This window comes from Gryllotalpicola daejeonensis, from assembly GCF_039538145.1.
GTDB lineage: Bacteria > Actinomycetota > Actinomycetes > Actinomycetales > Microbacteriaceae > Gryllotalpicola > Gryllotalpicola daejeonensis.
In genome coordinates this window covers 2483922-2505551 of the sequence record NZ_BAABBV010000001.1, presented here as the reverse complement: position 1 = coordinate 2505551, position 21630 = coordinate 2483922, and the positions used below count along the sequence as shown (strand labels likewise).

The 21630-nt window shown below is 69.1% G+C and carries 12 protein-coding genes; 6 read left to right on the top strand and 6 right to left on the bottom strand.

Annotation, left to right across the window (positions count from 1 at the left end; genetic code table 11):
- Nucleotides 1–2 precede the first annotated feature (2 nt).
- The 6 genes from ABD736_RS12135 (at nucleotide 3) to ABD736_RS12110 (ending at nucleotide 7271) form a co-directional block, all read left to right on the top strand.
- A complete protein-coding gene (locus ABD736_RS12135; protein WP_344792035.1) occupies nucleotides 3–1538 on the top strand; it encodes an L-aspartate oxidase in 1536 nt (511 codons plus the stop codon).
- Nucleotides 1532–2386 carry a carboxylating nicotinate-nucleotide diphosphorylase gene (gene nadC / locus ABD736_RS12130; protein ID WP_344792034.1) on the top strand — a complete coding sequence of 285 codons (855 nt, stop codon included), beginning with the start codon at nucleotides 1532–1534 and terminating at the stop codon, nucleotides 2384–2386. Before ABD736_RS12135 ends, nadC begins: the two co-directional genes overlap by 7 nt.
- A gap of 7 nt (nucleotides 2387–2393) precedes the next feature.
- Nucleotides 2394–3605, top strand: a complete 1212-nt coding sequence (locus tag ABD736_RS12125) for a cysteine desulfurase family protein (RefSeq protein WP_344792033.1) — start codon at nucleotides 2394–2396, stop codon at nucleotides 3603–3605.
- 82 nt (nucleotides 3606–3687) lie between these two features.
- The gene (locus tag ABD736_RS12120) at nucleotides 3688–5625 is read left to right on the top strand and encodes a glycosyltransferase family 2 protein (protein ID WP_344792032.1); all 1938 of its coding nucleotides are present in this window, start codon (nucleotides 3688–3690) and stop codon (nucleotides 5623–5625) included.
- Nucleotides 5600–6778, top strand: coding sequence for a hypothetical protein (locus tag ABD736_RS12115; protein WP_344792031.1), 1179 nt, complete (start codon nucleotides 5600–5602; stop codon nucleotides 6776–6778). The genes ABD736_RS12120 and ABD736_RS12115 overlap by 26 nt, the downstream gene beginning before the upstream one ends.
- 79 nt (nucleotides 6779–6857) lie before the next feature.
- Nucleotides 6858–7271 (top strand): nitroreductase/quinone reductase family protein, encoded by a 414-nt coding sequence (locus ABD736_RS12110; RefSeq protein ID WP_344792030.1) that lies wholly within the window; start codon nucleotides 6858–6860, stop codon nucleotides 7269–7271.
- A gap of 137 nt (nucleotides 7272–7408) precedes the next feature.
- Here ABD736_RS12110 and ABD736_RS12105 read toward each other — a convergent pair whose 3' ends face one another.
- The 6 genes from ABD736_RS12105 to ABD736_RS12080 all read right to left on the bottom strand — a co-directional run bounded on the left by ABD736_RS12105 (nucleotide 7409) and on the right by ABD736_RS12080 (nucleotide 21314).
- Nucleotides 7409–8848: an MFS transporter gene (locus ABD736_RS12105; protein ID WP_344792029.1), complete on the bottom strand. Its 1440-nt coding sequence runs from the start codon at nucleotides 8846–8848 to the stop codon at nucleotides 7409–7411.
- Entirely contained in the window at nucleotides 8845–9894 is a 1050-nt protein-coding gene (locus ABD736_RS12100; RefSeq protein WP_344792028.1) for an alpha/beta fold hydrolase, read from the bottom strand. The genes ABD736_RS12105 and ABD736_RS12100 overlap by 4 nt, the downstream gene beginning before the upstream one ends.
- 26 nt (nucleotides 9895–9920) lie before the next feature.
- A complete protein-coding gene (locus tag ABD736_RS12095) occupies nucleotides 9921–10808 on the bottom strand; it encodes a carbohydrate ABC transporter permease (protein ID WP_344792027.1) in 888 nt (295 codons plus the stop codon).
- A gap of 41 nt (nucleotides 10809–10849) precedes the next feature.
- Nucleotides 10850–12208, bottom strand: coding sequence for a M20/M25/M40 family metallo-hydrolase (locus ABD736_RS12090; protein ID WP_344792026.1), 1359 nt, complete (start codon nucleotides 12206–12208; stop codon nucleotides 10850–10852).
- Between the two features lie 13 nt (nucleotides 12209–12221).
- Nucleotides 12222–13352 carry a glutamate--cysteine ligase gene (locus tag ABD736_RS12085; RefSeq protein WP_344792025.1) on the bottom strand — a complete coding sequence of 377 codons (1131 nt, stop codon included), beginning with the start codon at nucleotides 13350–13352 and terminating at the stop codon, nucleotides 12222–12224.
- Nucleotides 13353–14885: 1533 nt separating this feature from the next.
- Nucleotides 14886–21314, bottom strand: a complete 6429-nt coding sequence (locus ABD736_RS12080; protein WP_344792024.1) for a DNRLRE domain-containing protein — start codon at nucleotides 21312–21314, stop codon at nucleotides 14886–14888.
- Nucleotides 21315–21630 lie beyond the last annotated feature (316 nt).

Genomic DNA, 21630 nt, shown 5'->3' with positions numbered 1-21630 from the left:
CGATGCGCGTGATCGTCGTGGGCTCGGGGCTCGCGGGGCTGCTGGCCGCGACCGAGGCCGCCGAGCGCGGTGCGTCGGTGCTGCTGGTGACCAAGGCGGCGCTCGCCGACGCGAACACCACCCGCGCGCAGGGCGGCATCGCAGCGGCGCTCTGGCCCGATGACTCGGTCGCGGCGCACGTCGCCGACACCTTGGCCGCCGGCGCCGGGCTGTGCGACCCGGAGGCGGTGCGCGCGCTGTGCGCGGAAGGGCCCGACCGGGTGCGCGAGCTGATCGCGCGCGGGGTGCGGTTCGACGCGGCATCCGGTGGCGGCTTCGCGCGCGGCCTCGAGGCGGCGCATTCCGCGGCGCGGGTGCTGCACGGGGGCGGCGACGCGACCGGCGCCGAGATCGAGCGGGCCCTGATCGCGGCGGTGCGCTCTGCTCACGGTGTCGAGGTGCGCGAGCACACGGCGCTCGCGGATCTCGTCGTCGACGAGGGCCGGGTGGTCGGCGTCGAGTTCGCCGACGGCGCGGTCGAGTGGGCGGATGCGGTCGTGCTCGCCACCGGCGGAGCGGGGCAGCTCTACGCCCACACCACGAACCCGGCGGTCGCGACCGGCGACGGCGTCGCAGCGGCGTGGCGCGCGGGCGCCGAGCTCGCCGACGCAGAGTTCTACCAGTTCCACCCGACGGCGCTCGCGGCGCCGGCGTCGTCGACAACCGGGTCGTTCCTCATCTCAGAGGCCGTGCGCGGCGAGGGCGCCGTGCTGCGCAACGCCCGCGGCGAGCGCTTCATGCTCGACGTGCACCCCGATGCCGAACTCGCGCCGCGCGACGTCGTGGCCCGTGGCATTGCGACCGAGATGGCCGCGCAGGGCGGGGAACCCGTCGTGCTCGACGCGACCGCGCTCGGGGCATCCGCTCTCGCCCGTCGCTTCCCGACGATCGACGCCGCGACGCGCGCGGCCGGCTTCGACTGGGCGCGCCAGCCGATTCCGGTGACGCCGGCCGCGCACTACTGGATGGGCGGGATCGTGACGGACACGTACGGCCGCACGTCCCTGCCCGGACTGTGGGCGGCAGGCGAGTGCGCGTCGACAGGGGTGCACGGCGCGAACCGGCTGGCATCGAACTCGCTGCTCGAGGCGGCGGTCTTCGCGCACCGGGTGGTTGAGGACGTGCTCGCCCCCGCCGACCTCGTCGAGTACGCAGTACTCGCGCCCAAAGCGCCTCGATACCCGCGAGTACTGCGTACTCGACGCGAGGCAGCCGGAGGCGACGGGTTCTCGCGCGCCGCGTTGCAGGAGCTCATGTGGGCGCACGCGGGGGTGCAGCGCTCGGGCGAGGGGCTGCGGCAGGCGGCATCCGTTCTCAGCTTCTGGCAGGCCGACGACCTCGAAGACCGCAACCTGCTCGACCTCGCACGCGTCGTCGTCGACTTCGCGCTCGTCCGCGAAGAGTCTCGCGGCGCGCACTACCGCGCCGACTTCCCCACCCCGAAGCCCGAGCTCGCTGAGCGTCGTCGCCGCGCTCGAGAAGGAGAATTTGCATGCTGACCAGCCAGATCATCGACGCCGCCGTCTCGGCGGCGCTGCGCGAGGATGCCCCGTGGGGCGACGCGACGAGCGAGGCGGTGATCCCCGCGGGGGCGACGGCGACGGCGCAGCTCGTCGCCCGCGAGTCCGGCGTGTTCAGCGGCGGCGAGGTCTTCGCGGCGGCGATGCGGTTGACCGACCCGCGCATCGAGACGACCCTGAAGCTGCCCGACGGCGAGTTCTTCTCGGCCGGGAAGGTGCTGGCCGAGGTAAGCGGCCCGGCGCGCTCGGTGCTCACCGCCGAGCGGGTGGCGCTCAACTTCGCGCAGCGCATGAGCGGCATCGCGACGCTGACCGCGCGCTACGTCGGCGCCGTCACGGGCACCCGGGCACGCATCGTCGACACCCGGAAGACGACGCCCGGGCTGCGTGCGTTCGAACGGCACGCGGTGGTGAACGGCGGCGGTCACAACCACCGCTATTCGCTGTCCGACGCGGTGCTCGTCAAGGACAACCACCTCGCCGTGCTGACCGCCGGCGGCTTGTCGGTGACCGAGGCGCTGCGCGCCGTGCGCGCCCGCATCGGCCACACCGTGCACCTCGAGGTCGAGGTCGACCGCGTCGACCAGATCGACGCCGTGCTCGCGGCCGGCGTCGACACGATCATGCTCGACAACTTCTCGCTGGACGACCTGCGCGCGGGCGTCGCGCTCGTGCACGATCGCGCGAACATCGAGGCGTCGGGCGGCGTCAATCTCGACACGGTGCGCGGGATCGCCGAGACCGGCGTCGACCTGATCTCGGTCGGAGCGCTCACCCACTCGACGCGCTCGCTCGACCTCGGGCTCGACGTCGTGCTGTCGCGATGAGGCCCGCGTGATCCTGCTCGACGCTGCCGCGACGACGCCCGTGCGCCGTTCGGCGCTCGAGGCTGCGTGGCCGTACCTCACGGGCACCTTCGGCAACCCGTCGAGCGTGCACGAACCCGGGCTCGCGGCGGCGCGCGGGCTGGCTGCGGCGCGGCAGTCGGTCGCGTCGTTTCTCGGCTGCCGGGCGTCTGAGGTCGTGTTCACGAGCGGCGGCACCGAGGGCGCGAACCTCTGCGTCAAGGGCCTCGCGCTGGGCGCCGTGCTCAAGTCGGGGCGCGGCCGCCACGTGGTGACGACACGCATCGAGCACGAGGCGGTGCTCGAGTCGGTCGCGTATCTCGCGCGGGTGCACGGATTCGCCGTGACCTATGTCGAGACGGATGCCTCCGGCCTGGTGTCACCTGAGGGGTTGCGCGCCGCGCTGCGCTCGGCGCCGCCTGAGGGCACCGCGCTCGTCACCATCGGCTGGGCGAACAACGAGGTCGGCACCGTGCAGGACGTGGCAGCCCTGACATCCGTCGCGCACGAAGCTGGCGCGCTGTTCCACACGGATGCCGTGCAGGCGGTCGCCGCGCTGCCGGTCTCGGTCGGCGAGCTCGGCGTCGACGCGCTCTCGTTCTCCGGCCACAAGCTCGGGGCGCCGAAGGGCTCCGGCGCTGTCTTCGTACGCGCCGGCCTGCCGCTGGAGCCGGTGCTGCACGGTGGCGGTCAGGAGCGCGGCCGCCGCTCGGGCACCGAGAATGTGGCGTGGGCCGTGGCGCTCGCGACGGCGTGCACAGAGTCGGCTTCATCGCGGAGCACCCGAGTCCTGCCGAGCGCGCGTTTCGAAACGTCCGACGCGGATCCTCTCGAGACGCCTGTTGACGCACCCTTTCGAGTGATCGAGGCGGTGCTCGAGGCGGTGCTCGAGGCGGTGCCGGGCGCGCGGCTCACGGGCCACCCGACCCGGCGGCTCCCCCGGCATGCCTCGTTCGTGCTGCCGGGCGTGAACGGCGAGACGGTGCTGCTCGAGCTGGAGCGGCGCGGGGTGATCGCCTCGGCGGGGTCGGCCTGCGCGGCGGGGCGCACCGAGCCGTCGCACGTGCTGCTCGCCCTCGGGTGCACTGCCGACGAGGCATCCGGCGCCCTGCGCTTCACGTGGACGGCGGACGTGACCGACGCGCAGCTCGCGGATGCCGTGCGGGCGCTCGAGGACGCGGTCGCCGCCGTCCGTTCCTGACGCAGCCCTTACCTCGGCGGCTCGGTCGGGAATAGGGTGACCCGCAGGTGAGCACGTGGCTGCGGGATGCGTGGGGAGCGTCATGGCCGACGAGACGTGGGAAGAGCCGTGCGGCTTCAAGGCTCCCCGACGCTTCGTGCCGGACCAGCGCGAGGACCTGAGCAGCCTGGTCACCGACGGCGTCATCACCCGTCAGCAGCTCGACGACGCGGTCGCTCTGGCCGAGGCGTCGCACGCGAACGCCGCCGGGGTGCTGCTCAGCCAGGACTTCGTGACCGAGCTGCAGCTAGCGGTCGCGCGCGGGAAGTCATGGGGCATCGAGGCCGTCGACCTCGCGCATGAGCGCTTCGAGCGGGACCTGGCGCGGCGCCGATCGGGCCCGGAATACATCCGCCGCGGCTGGCTCCCGATCCGGCGCGACACGGACGGGCGGCTTCTCGTCGCGACCTTCTTCGCACCGACCCCGCAGCTGCGAGACGAGGTCGAGCTCGAGCTCGACGGCCAGGTGCGCTTCGTCGCGACGAGTCGCTGGGCGCTGCGCGAGGCGGTGCTCGACATCTTCGCGGACTACTTCGCCGACCATGCCCGCGATGCGCTCGGCGCGAGCGACCCGCTGCTGTCTGCGCGAAAGGTGCTCAGCCGCGCGCAGGCCGTCGGCGGCGGCGCCCTGATCGTCGCCTATGCCGTCTGCCTCGTCATCTGGACGCTGTCGACGATCGTGTGGACGGTGGCGGTCGGCAGCATCGTCTTCCTGTTGGCGACCACGTTCAAATACGTCGTCGCGCTGCACGGCTCGCGCTACGACGTCGTCGAGCAGCTGACGCCGGCCGAGGTCGAGGCCGTCGATGACAACGCGCTGCCCATGTACACGGTGCTCGTGCCCGTCTTCCGCGAGGCGAACGTGGTGGCGCGGCTGATCGCGAACCTCCGCACGCTCGACTACCCGCGTCACAAGCTCGAGGTGCTCGTGCTCGTCGAAGAAGAGGATCACGAGACCAGGGATGCCATCACGGCGGCCGACCCGCCGGCGAACTTCCACGTCCTCACCATTCCGAAGGGCACGCCGCAGACGAAGCCGCGCGCGTGCAACGTGGGGCTGGCCGTCGCCACCGGTGAGCTGCTCGTGATCTACGACGCCGAAGACGTTCCCGACGCCGACCAGCTGAAGAAGGCCTATCTGGCGTTCCAGCGCGGCGGCGAAGACCTCGTGTGCGTGCAGGCGGCGCTGAGCTACTTCAACGACAGCGAGAACGTGCTGACGCGCATGTTCACGCTTGAGTACGGCTTCTGGTTCTACTACATGCTCACCGGGCTGGAGGCCGCGCGGCTGCCGATTCCGCTCGGCGGCACCTCGAACCACTTCCGCGTCTCCGGGCTGCGCGCGCTCGGCGGTTGGGACCCCTACAACGTCACGGAGGATGCCGACCTGGGCATCCGCGCCTCTGCCCTCGGCTACCGCGTCGGGATCATCAACTCGACGACGCTGGAGGAGGCGAACAATGCGTTCCCCAACTTCATCCGGCAGCGCAGCCGGTGGATCAAGGGCTACCTGCAGACCTCGATCGTGCACGCCAGACAGCCGCGCAGGCTCGTGCGGCAGATCGGCTGGGTGAGCTTCCTCAGCTTCGTGCTGCTCGTCGCCGGCACGCCGATCACCTTCCTGGGCGTCATCCCGTCGTTCGTGGTCACCTTCGTGTCGATCTGGCTCGAGCACGTCACCATCGCCGACCTCGTGCCGGCCTGGGTCATGTGGATCATGCTGTTCAACTTCACCGTCGGCAACGCGGTGATGATCTACGTCAACATGATGGGCCCGTTCAAGCGCGGGCAGTACTACCTCGTCCCGTGGGCGATCCTTAACCCGCTGTACTGGATCCTGCACTCGATCGCCGCGTACAAAGCCGTCTGGCAACTGGTCACCCGGCCGCATTTCTGGGAGAAGACCACCCACGGCCTCACCACGCACCTCAGTCCGACGGAGAGGCAGGCACCGGATGTCGAGCGTCAGCCCGCCGCTTGAGCACGCGGGCCGCCGGGCGCGCGACTGGCATCACCGCCTGCGCACGCGCGTCGCCCCGTTCCCGCTGAGCCCCGGGCTGCGGTGGCTCGTGCGCCTCGGCTTCGCGGCGCCGTACGTCGTGATCGCACTGCTCGCCGCCAGGGGGCACGCCGGGCCGCCCAGCGACAACGACCTCGTCTACCAGCACGTGCTCGGCATCGACTGGAGCCGGGCCGACGTCGAATGGGTGCGCGACCTCTACCCGCCGCTCGGCATGATCTTCGCCACCGGGGTCATGCGACTCATTCCGCTCGGCGACTTCGGGCTCGCCCTCCTTGGGGCGGCCGTCGCCGGTCATCTCGGGCAGAAGACGCTCGAGAGCATGCGCCAGCGCGTGTTCCCCCCGACCGCGATCGCGCTGTTCTGCATCGCGCTCTTCGTGAACCCGTTCACCGTGTACCTGGTCGAGCGCAGCACGCTGCTGTTCATCTGCATCGCGCTGTTCGCCCTCGGCACCGACAACATGACGCGCTTCATCGCCTTCAGGTCGACGCGCGACGGGTTTCGCGCCGGGCTGTTCTTCATGCTCGCCGCCCTGACGGATTCGGTCGGAATCATCCTGGTCGCGACCGCGGCGGTCTCCTCCCTGTTCCTGCGGCCCGGCGAGAGGCAGGAGCGCGGTCGGCGCCGCGCGGACCTGCTCGTCATCGCGTTCCCGACGATCGGCACCCTCGCGCTGTGGTATTTCCTGCAGTGGGCGTTCGGCGCCGTGCCGTATCGGCTGTTCGGCATCGGAGTGACCCCGGGCGAGCTGGCGGACGAGCTCGAATACTTCTATCGCTACGGCTGGATCGTGCTCACGACCGTCGCGTGCATCTGCGTCGTCGCGCTGCTCGCGCGGCGCCCGTCGATCGCCCTGATGACCGTCGCCCTCGCCGCGGTCTACGTGCTCGCGCTGTTCATCGGCCTCGGCCACGACCCGTCTGCCGCGGGCTTCGCCGTGCTCGTGCTGCTTCTGCTCATCTTCTACACCCCCGAGATCAGACCCCGCGCCGTCGATCTCGCCCTGCCGTCCGTCGCCGGGCTGCAGGTCGCCATCATGTGGATCGCGGGCATCGACGACTACTACCTGGTCGCGTGGTTCAACGCCGTGCGTGACGCACTCGGCGGGTGAGCGCCCGGCGCGGTGCGCTGTAGCGCAGGCATCCGCTCGCCCAATATCGTGGCAATAACTGGGAGATAAGGGGTCACGGATGCCTGCGAATCCGGTCGTTCGCTTCGCCAACCGCCTCGTGCTGAGCCGCGCACGGCGCTCCGGTTCGCTCGACACGTCGGGCATGGGCGCCCTGACCACTGTGGGCGCGAAGACCGGGGCGACCCGCAGCACGCCGGTCGCGATCTTCTCTACGGCGAGCGGCGGCTGGTTCGTCGTCGGCGCGGCGGGCGGCGGCCCGAAGAACCCGTCGTGGGCACACAACCTCATGGCACACCCCGACCAGGTCAGCATCGAGCGCGGCGGCGTGAAGCGCGAAGTGACCGCCGTGCGGCTGCGGGGCGAAGACCGTGCCGCGGCGCTGCGCGAGGTGTACGCGACGGCGCCCCGGTTCCAGGGCTACCAGAAGCGCACGACCCGCGAGATCCCGGTCTTCCGGCTCACGCCACGCTGAGCTTCCCCAGCGCGCGCGACGACGCGAAGTGTCGGAATCGCGCGGCATTCCGACATCTTGCGTCGTCGCGCGGGGTGCAGGATTGGCCGGACGACGCGAAGTGCAGGAATGCCTCGCGATTCCGGCTTTTCGGGTCGTCAGACGAGCGGGGCCGGGGCGGCGAGTGCGGCGGCCTCGGCATCCGCCTCGTCGTTGTGGGCGTGGATCGCGGCGATGATCTCGCGGTCGTCGTAGAACGCGAACAGGGCGAGCGCCGCCGCGATGAAGATGCCGGAGACGAGCGCGGTCAGCTGAACCCCATCGACGGTCGCCTTGCCGTTCGTCGACCCGAGCGAGATCAGGCCCGGCACGACGAGCAGCACCGCGGTCTGACTCAGCGCTCCGACGAAGCTGCGGGCGGCGACGAACATCCCCGTGCGGTTCTTCCCGGTGCGCAAACTGTCGTACTGCGCCAGGTCCGCGAATGCCGACGGCGGGATGATGTTGGTGATCGAGATCGGCACGCCGATGAGCACCCCGATCAGCACGGCGAACAGCGCGCCGGGCACAAGGCCGTCGAGCACGTAGCGATACAGATAGATCGCGAAGTAGATGACGACGTATGCCACGCAGGCCGCCACCATCAGAGGCCGCTTCCCCACCCGGCGCGCGAGCCAGTTCACCAGCGGGTACGCCGAGACGCCGACGACGATCGCGAGCACCAGCACGATGGTCGAGAACGCCTGCGGCTGCCCGATGAGCATCGTGATGTAGTACAGCAGGGTCGCGTTGAACAGCGAGAACGCGACCTGCATCACGAAGGTCGCACTCACCAGCACCCGGAAGCTGCGGTAGGCGAATGCCGCGGCGAACGAGGCCAACAGGGGCGTGTGTGCGGCCGTGACGGCATCCCCCACGTATCTGCGCTCGTCGATCGTGAACGCAGGGATCACGGCGGCCAGGAATCCGATCACCCCGAACAGCGCGAACGACAAGCGCCACGCGGCAAGCTCGCTGAACCCGGCGCCGACGAGCGCCGACTGCAAGGTCGGGGTGACGAACACGATCGCGTTGCCGATCACGAAGAACAGGGTGTTGATCGTGTAGAACCACACGCGGCGGCGCACCTCGGTGACGAGCTCGGCGACGAGCGCGAAGTACGGCACGAGGAAGAACGTGCCGGTGATGTAGTACAGCGACAGGAACACCGCGACCCACACCGTGTTCCACGCGCTCGAGTGGTCGAGCGGCGTGAAGACGACGAGCGCGGTCGTCGCCGCCCACGGCAGCGCCGCCCACCTGAGCATGGTCGTGCGACGGCCGCCGCCGGCCCGCACCCGGTCGCTCCAGCTCGCGACGAGCGGGTTGAGGAAGGCGTCGAGCCCGCTGCCGATTCCGCGCACGAGCGCGAAGGTGAGCGCGGCGGCCGGCAGCAGCACGGGCAGCGAGCTGTCGGCCTGCGGAATGAACACGACCATCACGTAGCTCGTGATGAGCCCCGTGAGCACGGCCTGGGCGAAGTCGCCGAAACCGAAGCGGACGAGCACGCGCGTCGGGGCACGGTCGGGGCGGGGTGCAGCGGCGTCGGTCACGGTCACGGGGTTTTCCTCTCAGCGGGCTGCGCCGTCGCGGGCAGCAGGGCGGCGCGCAGCTCGCGAATGAACTTCTCGGTCTCGGTGGACGAGGGCCCGTGACCGGATTCCTCGAACCAGACGAGCTTCACCGCTGGGGCTTTGAGCACCCCGGCGTACTCCTCGACCAGCACCGACGGGGTGGTCAGGTCGTGCCGCCCCTGCAGGAACGTCACGGGCACGGCGAGCTCGTTCGCGTCGCGCGTGAAGTCGTAGTCGATGACGCGCGGCCACAGCTCGGCCAGCGACCTGGTCGCGCCGCGCACGTACCCCCAGCGATCGCGCCACGAGTACTCGGGATCGGTGAGGATGCCGCCCGTGAGACTCTGCACGAAGCCCTGCGCGCGTCGTCCGGGAGCCGGGGTCTTCGAGCGCAGCGGGTGGTGCCGCCCCGCGACCTGCCGCTGGGTGATCAGCCCGCGCACGACGGGGCGGTACTGGCCGGCCACGGGCGGCCCGACGCGCTTCAGCGCCCGCACGCCCTTCTCGTCGCCGGCGGCCGTCGCGGCCTCGAGCGCGGCGGCGTACCCGATCTCCTCATTGCGGATGCCGTCGACCGCCTGCCCGCTGCCGACGTAGGCCGCGTAGAGCTCGGGGTGGCGCTGGACAAGGCGGATGCCGAGCTCGGTGCCCCACGAGAAGCCGAGCACGCTGACCGAGTCGAGCTCGTAGCGCTCTCTGACGAGCGTCGTGAGGGTTGCGGCATCCGTCACCAATTGATCGAGCGTGAGCTCGCCCTGCGTGCGCGGGCGGTAGCTGCCGCCCACGCCGCGCTGATCCCACAGAATCAGGAAGAAGTCCTGCGCGAGCTCGCGCAGGCGGCCGGTGAAGGCGTGCCGGTTCGGAACGCCGGGGCCGCCGTGCAGCACGAGCAAGCCAGGCAGGCCGGGGCGGTCGGCGATCAGGTGGATGCGCTGCGGGGTGCCGTTCAGCTCGATTGTGAATTTCTGATCGATCGAGAACGACGGGTCGCGCTGATCGTGCTGATCGAGCTGATCGTGCGGGGACGGCATGGGGTGAATCATCTCGCGAATCCGGGTCAGCTCGCGCTCAGCGCCCCGCCCACGCCGCCGAAGCTGAAGTAGCGGTTGAGCAGCGCGAAGATCAGCACGGGCGGCACCGCGATCAGCACGGCGAAGAGCGGCGAATGGCCCGCCGCCTGCAGGCCGATGCCGGCGGTGTAGTTCGCATTCGATCTGATGAAGGTGAACGCCGCGAGGTAGTCGTTCCAGACGAACAGGAACACGAAGATCGCGGTCGACAGGATCGCGGGGAGGGAGTTGCGCAGCACCACCCGGAAGAAGGCGCCGATCACCGAGCAGCCGTCGAGCCATGCGGCCTCTTCGAGCTCGATGGGCACGGTGGCGATGTAGGCGGAGAACATCCAGACCGCGACCGAGAGCGACAGGCCGAGGTAGACGAGGCCGAGGCCGAACAGGTCGTCGATGAGCTGGACTTTCGCGAACAGCAGGAAGAGCGGGATCAGCATGAGCACGCCGGGGAACGACTGCAGCAGGAAGATCACGAGCGCGTAGATCGAGACGGCGCGACTGCGACCGCGGGCGAGCACGTAGCCCGCCGGCGCCCCGATCACCACGCAGACGACGACGGTGCCGAGCGCCAGGGCCAGGCTGTTCTCGAACCAGGTGAGTGCCGGGCCGGTCAGGGTGAACTTCAGCGACTGACCGAGGCCGATCGCCCACTGGGTGAAGGTGAGTGCGCCTGTGCCTGCGGCTGCACCGGGTGCTGCACCGGGTGCTGCGCCCTGGCCGTGCAGCCGATTCAGACCGAGGGCGCCCGAGACCGTGTTCTCGAGCGGCGAGAGCGTGATCGCCGTGATGGCGACGATGACCGCGAAACGCGCCCACCGCCCGACCGCCGCGCGTTGCAGGGGCCGGGGCCGGCCTGTCGCCGTCGACGTGGTCACGTGGCAACCCTATTTGGTTGCGTGACGCACCATTTCCTGCGCTACCCCAGCACCTGCCGCGCGACGCGCTCGATCGCGTGCACCGCGAGGTCGATCGTGGCGAGGTCGACGCGCTCGTCGACGCTGTGCACCAGGTGCCGGAAGTCGGAGTGGCGCCACCGCGGCGAGAACATGCCGAAGCCGTACGCCGGAATTCCGCGCTGCCGGAAGTACCGGCTGTCGGCGGCCCCCGGTGCGATCACCGGAACGGCGTGCGCCCCGGGGTAGGCCGCCGCGACCGCGTCGCACAGCGCCCCGTACAGCGGGGTGTCGAGCGGCGAGCGGCTGGCGGGCGACTCGCTGCCGAGCGGCTCGATGGTCACCCGCGAGGCCAGCGGCCCGAGCGCCGCGCGCAGGTGCTCGTCGACGTCGGCGGCAGAGACGCCCGGCAGCGTGCGGATGTCGAGGTCGACGTGCGCGCTCTGCGGCACCACGTTGAGCTTGTCGCCGCCCCGCACGATGTCCGGCGAATAGGTCGTGTGCGTCACCGCGTGCGCGAGCCCCGCGATCGGCCCGAGCTGCGGCAGCGCGGCGTCGATCAGCTCGGGGTCGACGAGGGCGGCCTTGACGTCGTCCGGCACGTCGAGCACCGCGACGTACTGCGGCCACAGGTCGTCGATCTGCGCGGTGGCCGCGTGCTCGCCGATGCGGGTGATGGCCGAGGCCGCCGTGATGACCGCATTGTCGGCGCCCCACGGCGTCGAGGCGTGCCGGGGATGCCCCGCGACACGCAGCCGCCGGCCAGACATCCCCTTCTCGCCCACGGTCACGGTGACGCCGCGCACCTGCCCGTCGACGGCGAGCGGAATGCCGCCCGTCTCGCTGATCACGCCGTCGACGTTCACCAGGTCGGGGCGGTTCGCGAGAATCCACTGCGCGCCGAGGACGCCGCCGGATTCCTCGTCCGCAACACCCGCGAACACGAGCCGGCCCCGCAGCGGCACCCCGCTCGTCGCGATGGCCCGCAGCGCGACGGCATACGACGCCGTGAGGTGCAGCATGTCGAGCGCGCCGCGCCCCCACACCTCGGCGTCCGGCCCCTCGCCGACGACGTCGCCGCCGAACGGGTCGTGCGTCCAGCCGCGGCCGGCGGGCACCACATCGGTGTGCCCGAGCAGCAGCAGGCTCGGGCCCTCGGGGTCCGTGCCCGGCAGCGTCGCGATGAGCGAGACGCGGCCGGGGTGCGGCTCGACCAGCTCGATGCGCACCCCAGAGCCCTCGAAGAAGCGCTGCAGGGTGGCCGCGCTGCGTGCCTCGCCGCCCGAGTCGGCAGACCCGTCGCTCACACAGGCGTTGCGGATCAGCTCGCGCAGCAGCTCGATGGTCTGGGTGGTGAGGTCGTCCTGAGTCTCGGCTGTCATCAGGCCGTCCACGCTACCGAACGGGCAGCGGGCGCTCGGCGTCGAACTCCGCGATCAGGTGCTTCACGACCTTCGTGAGGTCGCCGTCGCCCCGCTGCGCGACCGCGATCTGGCGCTGGTAGCCGGCGCCCAGGTCGAGGATCGTGTGCAGACCGGCAAGCTCTGCGCGGCATCCCAGGTCATCAGCGATCGGCTCGAGCTGCGGCAGGATCTCGCGCAGGTGGTCGGTGACCTTGAGCTCGCGCCCGCCGCGGTCGACGATCACCTCGACGTCCATGCCGTAGCGCGCCGCGCGCCACTTGTTCTCACGGTGATACCAGGGCTGCAGCGGCTCGAGCTGCTCGCCCGCGTCGAGGCGCCGCGAGAGCCACTCGACGAGGCACTGCGCGAGCGCGGCGAGCGCCCCGAACTCGAAGGTGTTGCTCACCGAGTCGCAGGCGCGCAGCTCGATCGTGCCCCAGCGCGGTGCGGGGCGGATGTCCCAGCGCAGCTCGGTCACCTCGCTGATGACGCCCGTGCGGATCAGGTCGTCGACGTAGCTCTCGAAGCCCGCCCAGTCGGGCAGCTCCCACGGCAGGCCGGCCGTCGGCAGCTGCTGGAAGACGAGCGCGCGGTTCGAGGCATACCCGGTCTGCTCGCCCGCCCAATAGGGGCTCGAGGCCGACAGCGCCTCGAAGTGCGGCAGGAAGTTGGTCAGCTGGCTGACGATCGGCATGACCTTGCGCTGGTCGTCGACGCCGACGTGCATGTGGATGCCCCAGATCATCAGGTTCCGGCCCCACCACTGCGCCCGGTCGATCAGGGTGCGGTAGCGGCTCTTCTCGGTGATGTTCTGGTCCTGCCACTTGGCGAAGGGGTGGCTACCCGACGAGAGCAGCTTGACGCCGTGCTTGTCTGCCTGGTTGCGCACGGCCTCGACGCGGCGGCGGATGTCGTCGATCGCGTCGCCGATGCGCTCGCGCGGGTCGCTGGTCAGCTCGATCGTGTTCGTGAGCAGCTCTGCGGTGATCTTCTCGCCGCCGTCGAGGACCTGAAGGATGCCGGGCGCGGCGGGCACGAGCCCGCCGGTCTCTGCGTCGGCGAGCATCAGCTCCCACTCGAGGCCGACCGTCGAACGTGCGGATTCTGCGAACGGAATCTCCATCTTGCCGAGTGTGGCACGGGGCCGGTCGGCCCGGCAGAGCCTTGCGCGGGGCCACCGTCACCCGGTAACCGGGCGCCCGCGGCGGCGAAAGCTGAGTCGGACCTGAACGAGTTGTCCTACCCCGGTAAAGGGGTAAGAAAACTCGGTGGAGTCCGGCGCCCGGGCACAAAAAAAGACCCGGTCACATGACCGGGTCTTCCAACTGTCTCAACCAGTTTGTGTGCGCCCGAAGGGACTCGAACCCCTAACCTTCTGATCCGTAGTCAAGCGGAACGAGAGCCCCGCTCATTGTGAACAGAGAGATCATTAGCCGAAGTGCACACATCAGTGCACACATGCTGGCGACTCGCCAGTCGGGCGTACATCACCTGAGTCCAAGACCGCTTCAGTCGGTCAGGACCAGTGGGAGATGTTGGATGAGGCTCGCGAGCCAAACACGAGCTAGATCGGCTTGATTCCGTAGAAACGCGGAATCCGGGCCCCATGCGCAGGTTCAGATGTCCTGAAGGGCTGGCCACCGAAGTTGCCACGGCGACAGCCTTCGATCGCTCACCGGCCCAGCACTCTTAGTGTGTCGCGTGCAAGCCGCCCTGGAGCGAGGCTAGGTCGCGTCAGAATTGATCGCTTGGCTCAACTCGCTAGCTGCGGCCGCGTAGTGGCCTATGCCGCGCACGACACGCACTCGGATTGACGACATCTTGCCGCCCGGAGACTTCAAGTCTAGAAGTACACCGGGCTGATAATCAAACATCCGCGGGACCCATTGTGCCTCGGCCGCATGGATTAGGTCGCGTGGCAGAGAAAAGACATATTCGAGCTCGGACCTTGTTCGAACCCAGAGACTCAGACTATCGCGGTCTAGGGCCCAATAGATACGCCTCCCAACCCTTAAGCGGGACTGGGCCAAGTGCTCTGCTAGCCATCTAGTGGAGGCCGTCTGCTCGGCGGCCCAGGCCTTCGCGCTTGAAGAAATTCCAGCGAGTGCCGCCAGTGCTTGTCTATCAATCCCCAATGGGGTGCGCAGCCACAGCAACACTGCGACCCCGATCAACGCTAGTAGCGCGGCTGAAAAAGGCATCCATCGAAGAATCGGATGCCAATCGAGCCACACCGCGCCCGCACCTAGCAGCGACCCGGCAACAGCACAGGCAAGAGCGGAGGTGGCAGCGCGCTCAAGCGCGCGCGAATGATCCTCGGAGACGGGCACCAACGAAATTCGAGTGCGCGACTCTAGGCCCACGCGCGATGCACTGAGCGAACCAGCAAGGTCGAAACCAGCGCCCCTTGCCATTGCGTTGAATTCTCGTGCCTGTTCTCGAATTCCACCGATCCACCCCCAGCCCCAAAAACCGACCGCAAACGCGACCGCTGCGGTGGGAATAATCAGCCCAAACGGCACCGTCGACTTTGACCCATGTGGCGAAAATAGTGCGTACGCAAAGGCGGACAACAGCACTACGAGTCCAGCCGCGGCGATCACTCCCAGCACCCGCTCAACGACCGCGAGACTCTTGCCTTGCCAAGACACGGCGCCTACCTCTTTTTCTTGAGGCTCGGGCTAAGGAACCCTACCCAACCGACAAGCATGAACACCAGGGAGTATGCCGTGATCTTGTATTCAACAAAACGGGTGAACTTCTCCGAGAAGAAGAATGCAAATGGCCTAAGGCGGGGCATAAGAAGACGCGCAATCGTGCGACTTAGGAAGACGCTGACAACAACAGTTAGCGCACCATATATGCACGAGAAGCTGGTCCAGCCACTCCTGCAAGTCATGAAAGTGTCGATCAATCCCAAAAGCGTGCCGATGAACTTGATTACGAGGTTTCCCGTGACCATGCCCACAAAGTCCGCCACCCAAGCCGCGGTACCGATGAGTTGCAGGATAAAGGCCCTCGATATCTTGCCCGTTATGTCTTGGTAATTGACGGGGTCATTCGGATAAATATAAGCGTTCTCGTTTCCGCCTGTGACAGTGTCCCGGCTGGTGAACCGCCCACTAATAGAGTCGTAGAGACGGGCTCCCATTAGCGTGAGCCCCGCACCACCGGTGGCGCGCTGCTGCGTGCCCTGCCAGCCGTACTGCGTCGACCCTGTGCTCGGGGGCGCGGATTCGAGGTTGCCGTATTCGTCGTAGCTTGAGTAGCCATCGACGTTGGTTGCGTCCCCGGTCGACGGGATCGTCATGGTGGCAACGATGCTGCCGCCGATATCCGCGAGATCGAGACTGGCTGAGGCGTTGCCGGCTTCGTTTGTGAGCGATGCGGCCAGTCCGGCGGCGATCGAGGGCGTGTACGTCGTGGTCTTGACGCCCGACGTGTCTGCGGTGGTGGCCCAGGCAGCGTTGTCCGAGCTATCGCCATAGTGATTGGTGACAGTTCCGGCACCGTTCCCGGCGGTGCTCGCTGTAAGTCGCCGTCCGTCCGGGTCCAGGTCGTAAGTCGTTGTCGTGTCGCCCTGGGTGATGGTGTGCACCGCGTCAGTGTCGAAGTAGCTCAGGGCGACGTCTCCGTTTGCGGGATCGGGGGCGTCGGCTGCGGGGAGGCTGGTCTGTCGTCCCAAGGCGTCGTAGGTGTACGTGCCTGCGCCGTTCGCGCCGGTGAGCTGCCGGGAGTCGGCGTCATACGTCCATGCCTTGAACGTCTGCGTAGCGCCGGTCGCGTTGGCGTCGGTGGTGCAGCCATCGGGGTCGCTGGTTGCGGTAAGGCTTGTGCGGTTGCCTCGGCCGTCGAAGGAGTATTGCCGCACGGTGCAGGTGGTGTCGCCGCTGTCGGGGTCGGTGGCGTCGTCGACGGTGATCAGGCGCCCTGCTCCGTCGTAGCTGTACTGCTTGCTGTAGCCGGTGGGGGTGTTGCTGGCGCCGGCTGGGGACCAGTCGTGCAGCACCTGTCCGTTCTGATTGTAGGCGCGGGAGAAGGCTAGCCACGACCCGACGGTGGTGTTGCCGTCTTGGTCGGTCTGCTGCCCGTCGTACTCCAGGGAGATGACCCGGCCGGAGGCGTCGTAGCTCAGCTGCTGGGTGATGCCGCCGGGAAGCGTCTGGGTGGTCAGTTTTCCGTCCGCGTTGTACGCGGCGGTGTAGCTGCCGACTCCCGATACCGACAGTCCTGTGGCGAGGCCGCGGTGCTCGATGTTGCCGTCAGCGTCCGTCCCGTCGTAGCTGTACGCCGACGTGGAGACGGAGGTTGTGACCGTCTTGACCTGTCCCGCGCCGGGCTGCCCCGGTGCCACGTAGGTGGTCGTCGTTGTGTCGTCGAGGGAGTTGCGGTAGCTGACCTGGCGTCCCCAGGCGTCATAGGCGGCCTCGTCGTAGGACGTGACCTGGCCGGCGGCGTTCAGGGTCGAGGTGCCGATCTGCTGTTTCGTGGCCGGGTCGTAGCGCACCTGGGTTGTCGGCACCGGGGTCGAGCCTTCAAGGTTCGAGGTCGTGATGCTCTCGGTGTCGGGGCGGCCGTCGTCCTCGTGGTAGGTGTCGGTGGTGGTGCGCGTGGCGGCGGTGTCGCCGGTGCCGGAGGTCTCGATCGTGGTCGTGGGGTTCAGCCAGTAGTCGTAGCCGGTGATCCGCGTGTCCGCGATGTCGGGGCCCTGCGCGGGGGCGGCGGCCGGCCCGGTCCAGCATTCGAGCCCGGTCCACTGCGGCTTGTCGCCGCACGGCGCGTCGTCGCTGTTTGTCCCGGCCGTGTACCTGATCGTCTTCGTGGTCAGCGAGTCGGCACTGTTCGCGCCGGGCGCGAGCGTCTCGAGGACCGCGCCGTGGGCGTCGTAGAGCGTCTTGGTGGTCACGTTCGGCTCGCCGAAGGCGGTGAGCACTTTGGTGGTGGTCGTCGGCTGTCCGAGTGTCCAGCCGGAGCTGGGCCCGGTGGGGCTCTGGCCATCGATCGGGTCGTAGCCGTAGACGGTGTCGGAGATGACGGCCTCGCCGGTCGGCAGCGGCTGGTCCGGGTCGGTGCTGGCCGAGTCCGGGCCGGCGACAGTCACGACCACCTCGGTCGGGAGCAGGTACGGCTTGCCGGTGTCTTTCACGTCGTCGTTGGGCGCGCCCGTGTCGTAGAAGATGTGGGTGTGCTGGCGCGCCTCGGTGATGTTCCCGTTGCTGTCGCTGGCCTCGTAGACCGGCGACCAGATGTCACTCGGGGTGGTGTTAGCCGGTACGAGGGGATCGGCCGGGTCGTCGTCGTTGAGGACCGCCGGCAGGTACCGGGTGATGGTCTGGGGACCACCGGTGTCTGCGCTCCCGGTTGACGTCTCGGCCACGGCTGCCTGTGTCTGCGCGCCCGTCAGGGAGTCGGTGGGGGATCCGCTCTCGTCGTAGGCCTGCCAGGTCACCAGCCACCGGCCGGCGCCCCACTGGGCGGTGTTGACGGTGTAGCCCTCGTCGTCGGTGAAGTACAGCTGCCCGTACGGCAGGTCGCTGGCAGCCGGGTTCCCCGTGACGGGGTGGTCGAGGCCGAATACCGCCCACGCGTGCGTGGGGGCGGACTGCTGCCCCCATTTCTGAACTGTTGCGGCCGTGACGTCCGGCATTCCGGCGGCGGTGGGGCTGAGCGCGTAGGCGATGCTCGTGGCCGTCGCGTCGCTCCCGGTTCCGGAAGCCGGTCCGCGCGTGACGTCCTTGAGCTTCCCGGCGCTGTCGTACGCGTACGTCCACGGCGCCTGCCCGGCCGCCGTCTCCGACGCCAGCAGCGTCAGATTCCCGTTCGTCGTATAGGTGTAGGTCGTGGTGAGGCCGCTGCGGTCGGTGAAGGCGGCGAGCCGGCTCTGCGCGTCATACGTGTAGCTCGCCACCGGCGTGATCTTCATGGCCGCGGTGGCCGGGTCGTAGGCGGTGTAGTCCACCTCGTGCAGGCGGGTGTCCGTGCCGGTTCCGGTGTAGCTGAGGGTGAGGGCCGCGCAGCCAGGGTTCAGGGTTCCGGTTGCGGGGCAGGTGAGCCCGTCGTCGTACGGCTGCGCGGCGAGGATGCGGGTGATGTGGCCGGTGGCGTCGGCGCTGAAACGCTCGGAACCTTGCTGCCCGGCCTGGGCGACCCCGGCCGGGGTCCACGTCGGCGCGCCCGACGCGGACGACAGCGTCCAGGTGGTCACGGTGCCGTCGTGCTGCGTCGCGGTGAGCGTCTTCACGCCGCTGCTGCTGGTGACGGTAAGCGTCGTGAGGGTCTGGGCGGTGTCGTCGCCCACCGGAGTGTAGGCGCCGGCGGGGCTGGGGCCGGTGGCCCCGGCCGGAGGGCTGAAGACGAGGTCGCCGTCGGCGGTACCTGCGAGGATGAGGTCCTGGTCGGCGGCCTGGCCGGTGGTGCGCTGGAGGTTCTGGTCGACGACCTGCGCGCCCGCGTAGCCGAGCCCGGACCCGTCGAGGCTTGCCGACCAGCCGGGGCCGAAGATCCCGGTCACCGCGTTCTGCGGGCCCTGGTACGAGTAGAAGTCGCGGGAGATGCCGAGGCTGTCGGCGGCGGTGGTCACCGACACGTCGCTGCTGCTGGTCTCAAGCTCCCCCGTCCACAACGCCACCTGGCCGCTTCCGGCGTCCGCGGTCGGGAACCCGTCGCCGAAGGCGTGCGGGATGCGCACCACGGTGATCGGGGCCGTGTACTGGCTGGGGCCGCCGGTATAGGCGTAGTGCACCCGCAGCTGCAGGGTGGTGACCTGGCGCGGGTCGATCTCATCGCCGGTCGCCTTCGTGGTGTCCCAGTCGAAGGCGGCCGGGACGGGGCCGCCGCTGGTGGCGGGGGAGACCGTGGTCGCCGCGTCGAGCTGCGTCCAGGCCACGCCGGGGCCGGACCATTCCAGCTGCGCCGTCGCCGAGCTCGCCGAGCCCAGCGGCGGCCCCGCGGCGACCACATGCACGGTGTTCGCGGTCTTGAACCCGGTCAGCGGGGAGGTGATCGACGCCTGCCCGTACCCGAACGAATACGTCACCGTTGCCGAGTTCACCGCATCCACCGAGGTGGTGTACGCGGTGATCGTGTGCGCGCCGATGGTCTTCGCGACCGTCACCGTCTGCGAACCGGCCGTCCCCTTGGCGAACGCAACCGAGGCGGCGGCCGCCCCGTCCACGGAGGACGTGATCTTCACCGGCGCTGTCGATAGGGCCGAGGCGGCCGCCGTGATCGTGCAGCTCACGTTCGCCGCCGGCGGCGCATCCAGCCACGCGCCGCTCGAGTACGGGGCCGGGCAGGACAGCACTGGGGCGGCGGGCTTGGCGATCGCCGTGGTCAGCGCGTACATCACCGCATACGTGAACGTCGTGGAATGGCTGTCGTGGGCTCCCACCCGCCAGTAGTACGTCGTATTATCGGCAAGGTCCACCGCTACCGAGCACCCGTACACGTGCCCCGAGGTGCCGCCGGACACGGTGCAGGTGCCCAGCTTGTTCGCCGCCGCGAACGTGTTCGCATTGTACAGCTCGAACAGCAGCGTCACCGAATCCCCATCGGCATCGGTGGACATCGCCTGCAGCGTCGGCCGCTTCGTGGACACGTAGTGCACCGAGTCGACCGTGTACTGGCCGACGACCGACATCGACGTCGGCGTGCCCGCATAGCGGTTGTACGTCACCGTCAGGCTCGGGATGTAGGAGCCCATGTTCGCCGAGTTGAACCGCTTGTACGACGCGTTCGAGGTCTCGCTCGCCCGCACCTCCAGCCCCACCGTGGTCGCAGCCCCGGTCGCCCAGTACTGCAGCGGTGTGACCACGTTCGTGCTCACCCAGCCCGCCGCCGTGCAGCTGCTGCCCGCCGCGGAGGACGCCGTCACCGTGTTGCCGGTGTTGATCGCCGGTTGGTTGTTCCACGTGATCGACGGGTAGGCGATCGCCGAGTTCGCCGGGTAGATCGTGAACGGCGTGGCCGTGCAGCTTGAGGAGTGCTCGGCCCACAGGTTCAGCGTCGCGGCCAGGATCTGCGTGCCCGAGATCGGCACCCCATCGAAGCGCACCAGCGCCCGCGCCACATGTGTCCCGCTGTCATACGTGCCCACATGCAGCAGCGTGGCGGCGTTGTAGTTCGTCGTCGGGAAGCCGGAATCGATGTACGTGTCGGCGGAGTCCGAGCCGAGCGACACCGACGGGTCCACCGTCACCGGATACGTCGCCGCGTCCAAGTACTCCTGCGACGGGGAGATGACCAGAGCCTGCTTCCCGCTGACCGTCTGCACAGACTGATCCGCGACGTCCGTGTGCTCGGGCGCGCCCGTCTTCGCATCCACGCGGGCATCCGTGACGACGGCGTCGCCCAGCCCGCCGAGCACCTTGCCCGCCTTGTTCATCACCACAACCGACGTGTCGCCGCCGGACTTCTTCGCGGTGAAGAACAAGCCGTGGGAGGTCACCGGCAGGCTCAGCTTCGCCTCCTGCGCCGAGGCCGGCTTCGACTTGAGAACGAGGAACTGCTCGAACCCGGTGCGCGTGGCCTGGATCACCAGGTCCTGCCCCGGGCGGACATCCTTGTACGTCGCCGTGTCGCCGGAGATCTTCGGCTTCGGCAGATCCCCCTCCGGCCACGACAGCGCCACCGAGTCCGCGCCCGTGCGATCAGCGACCGACACCAGCGGGCTCGTAGCCGACCCCGCCCCGCCGCCGTTGATCACCACGTCGTTCACCGGCGAGACCGGCGCGATCGTGCCGTCCGCGCGCGTCGTCAGCGTCAAGTCGACGTCACGCCAGCCGTCCTTCGCGGACGTGTCCCGCACCCGCGCGATCCCCGCCGTCGACTTGCTCGTGAACGACCCGTCGGGGTTGACGAAAGTCTGCGACGTCTCGGTGCGCTCGGACAGCACCTCCACCTGCCTGCCCTGAGCGCGCGCATCGACCTGTGCAGACACCGCATCAGGCGCGACCGTCACCGCAGCCCGCTTCGGCGCCTTCGCCGGCGCGGGGGCCGCAGACGCGGCATCCCCCGCCCCAGGCACCAAAACCGTGACCACCAGCAACGCCGCCGTCCCGGCAGCAACCGCGCCGACGCGGCCCACAGCCGACAGGAAAGAGCCAGACCGAGCCACACGGACTCCCGCTTCACTACGAGAGCCCCAAGAACGCCGAAAGCCGACGCTGATCGCTCGCTGAGCTAATACATATGCGCCCTCACCCCCGCTAGACAATCATCTCGATGCCCCCAGAACGGGGCTTTGCTTGCTTGCACAAAAGCAACCATTAGACGGCGATCATGCCGCCAGATGCCGCGGTGCGACATCCGACGGCTGACCGTCGCGCGGCTCCGCGCCCCGGAGCGGCATCGATCCACGACCGCCCTGACCAAGAGCTCAAGCACCACGGCCAAACGCAGCC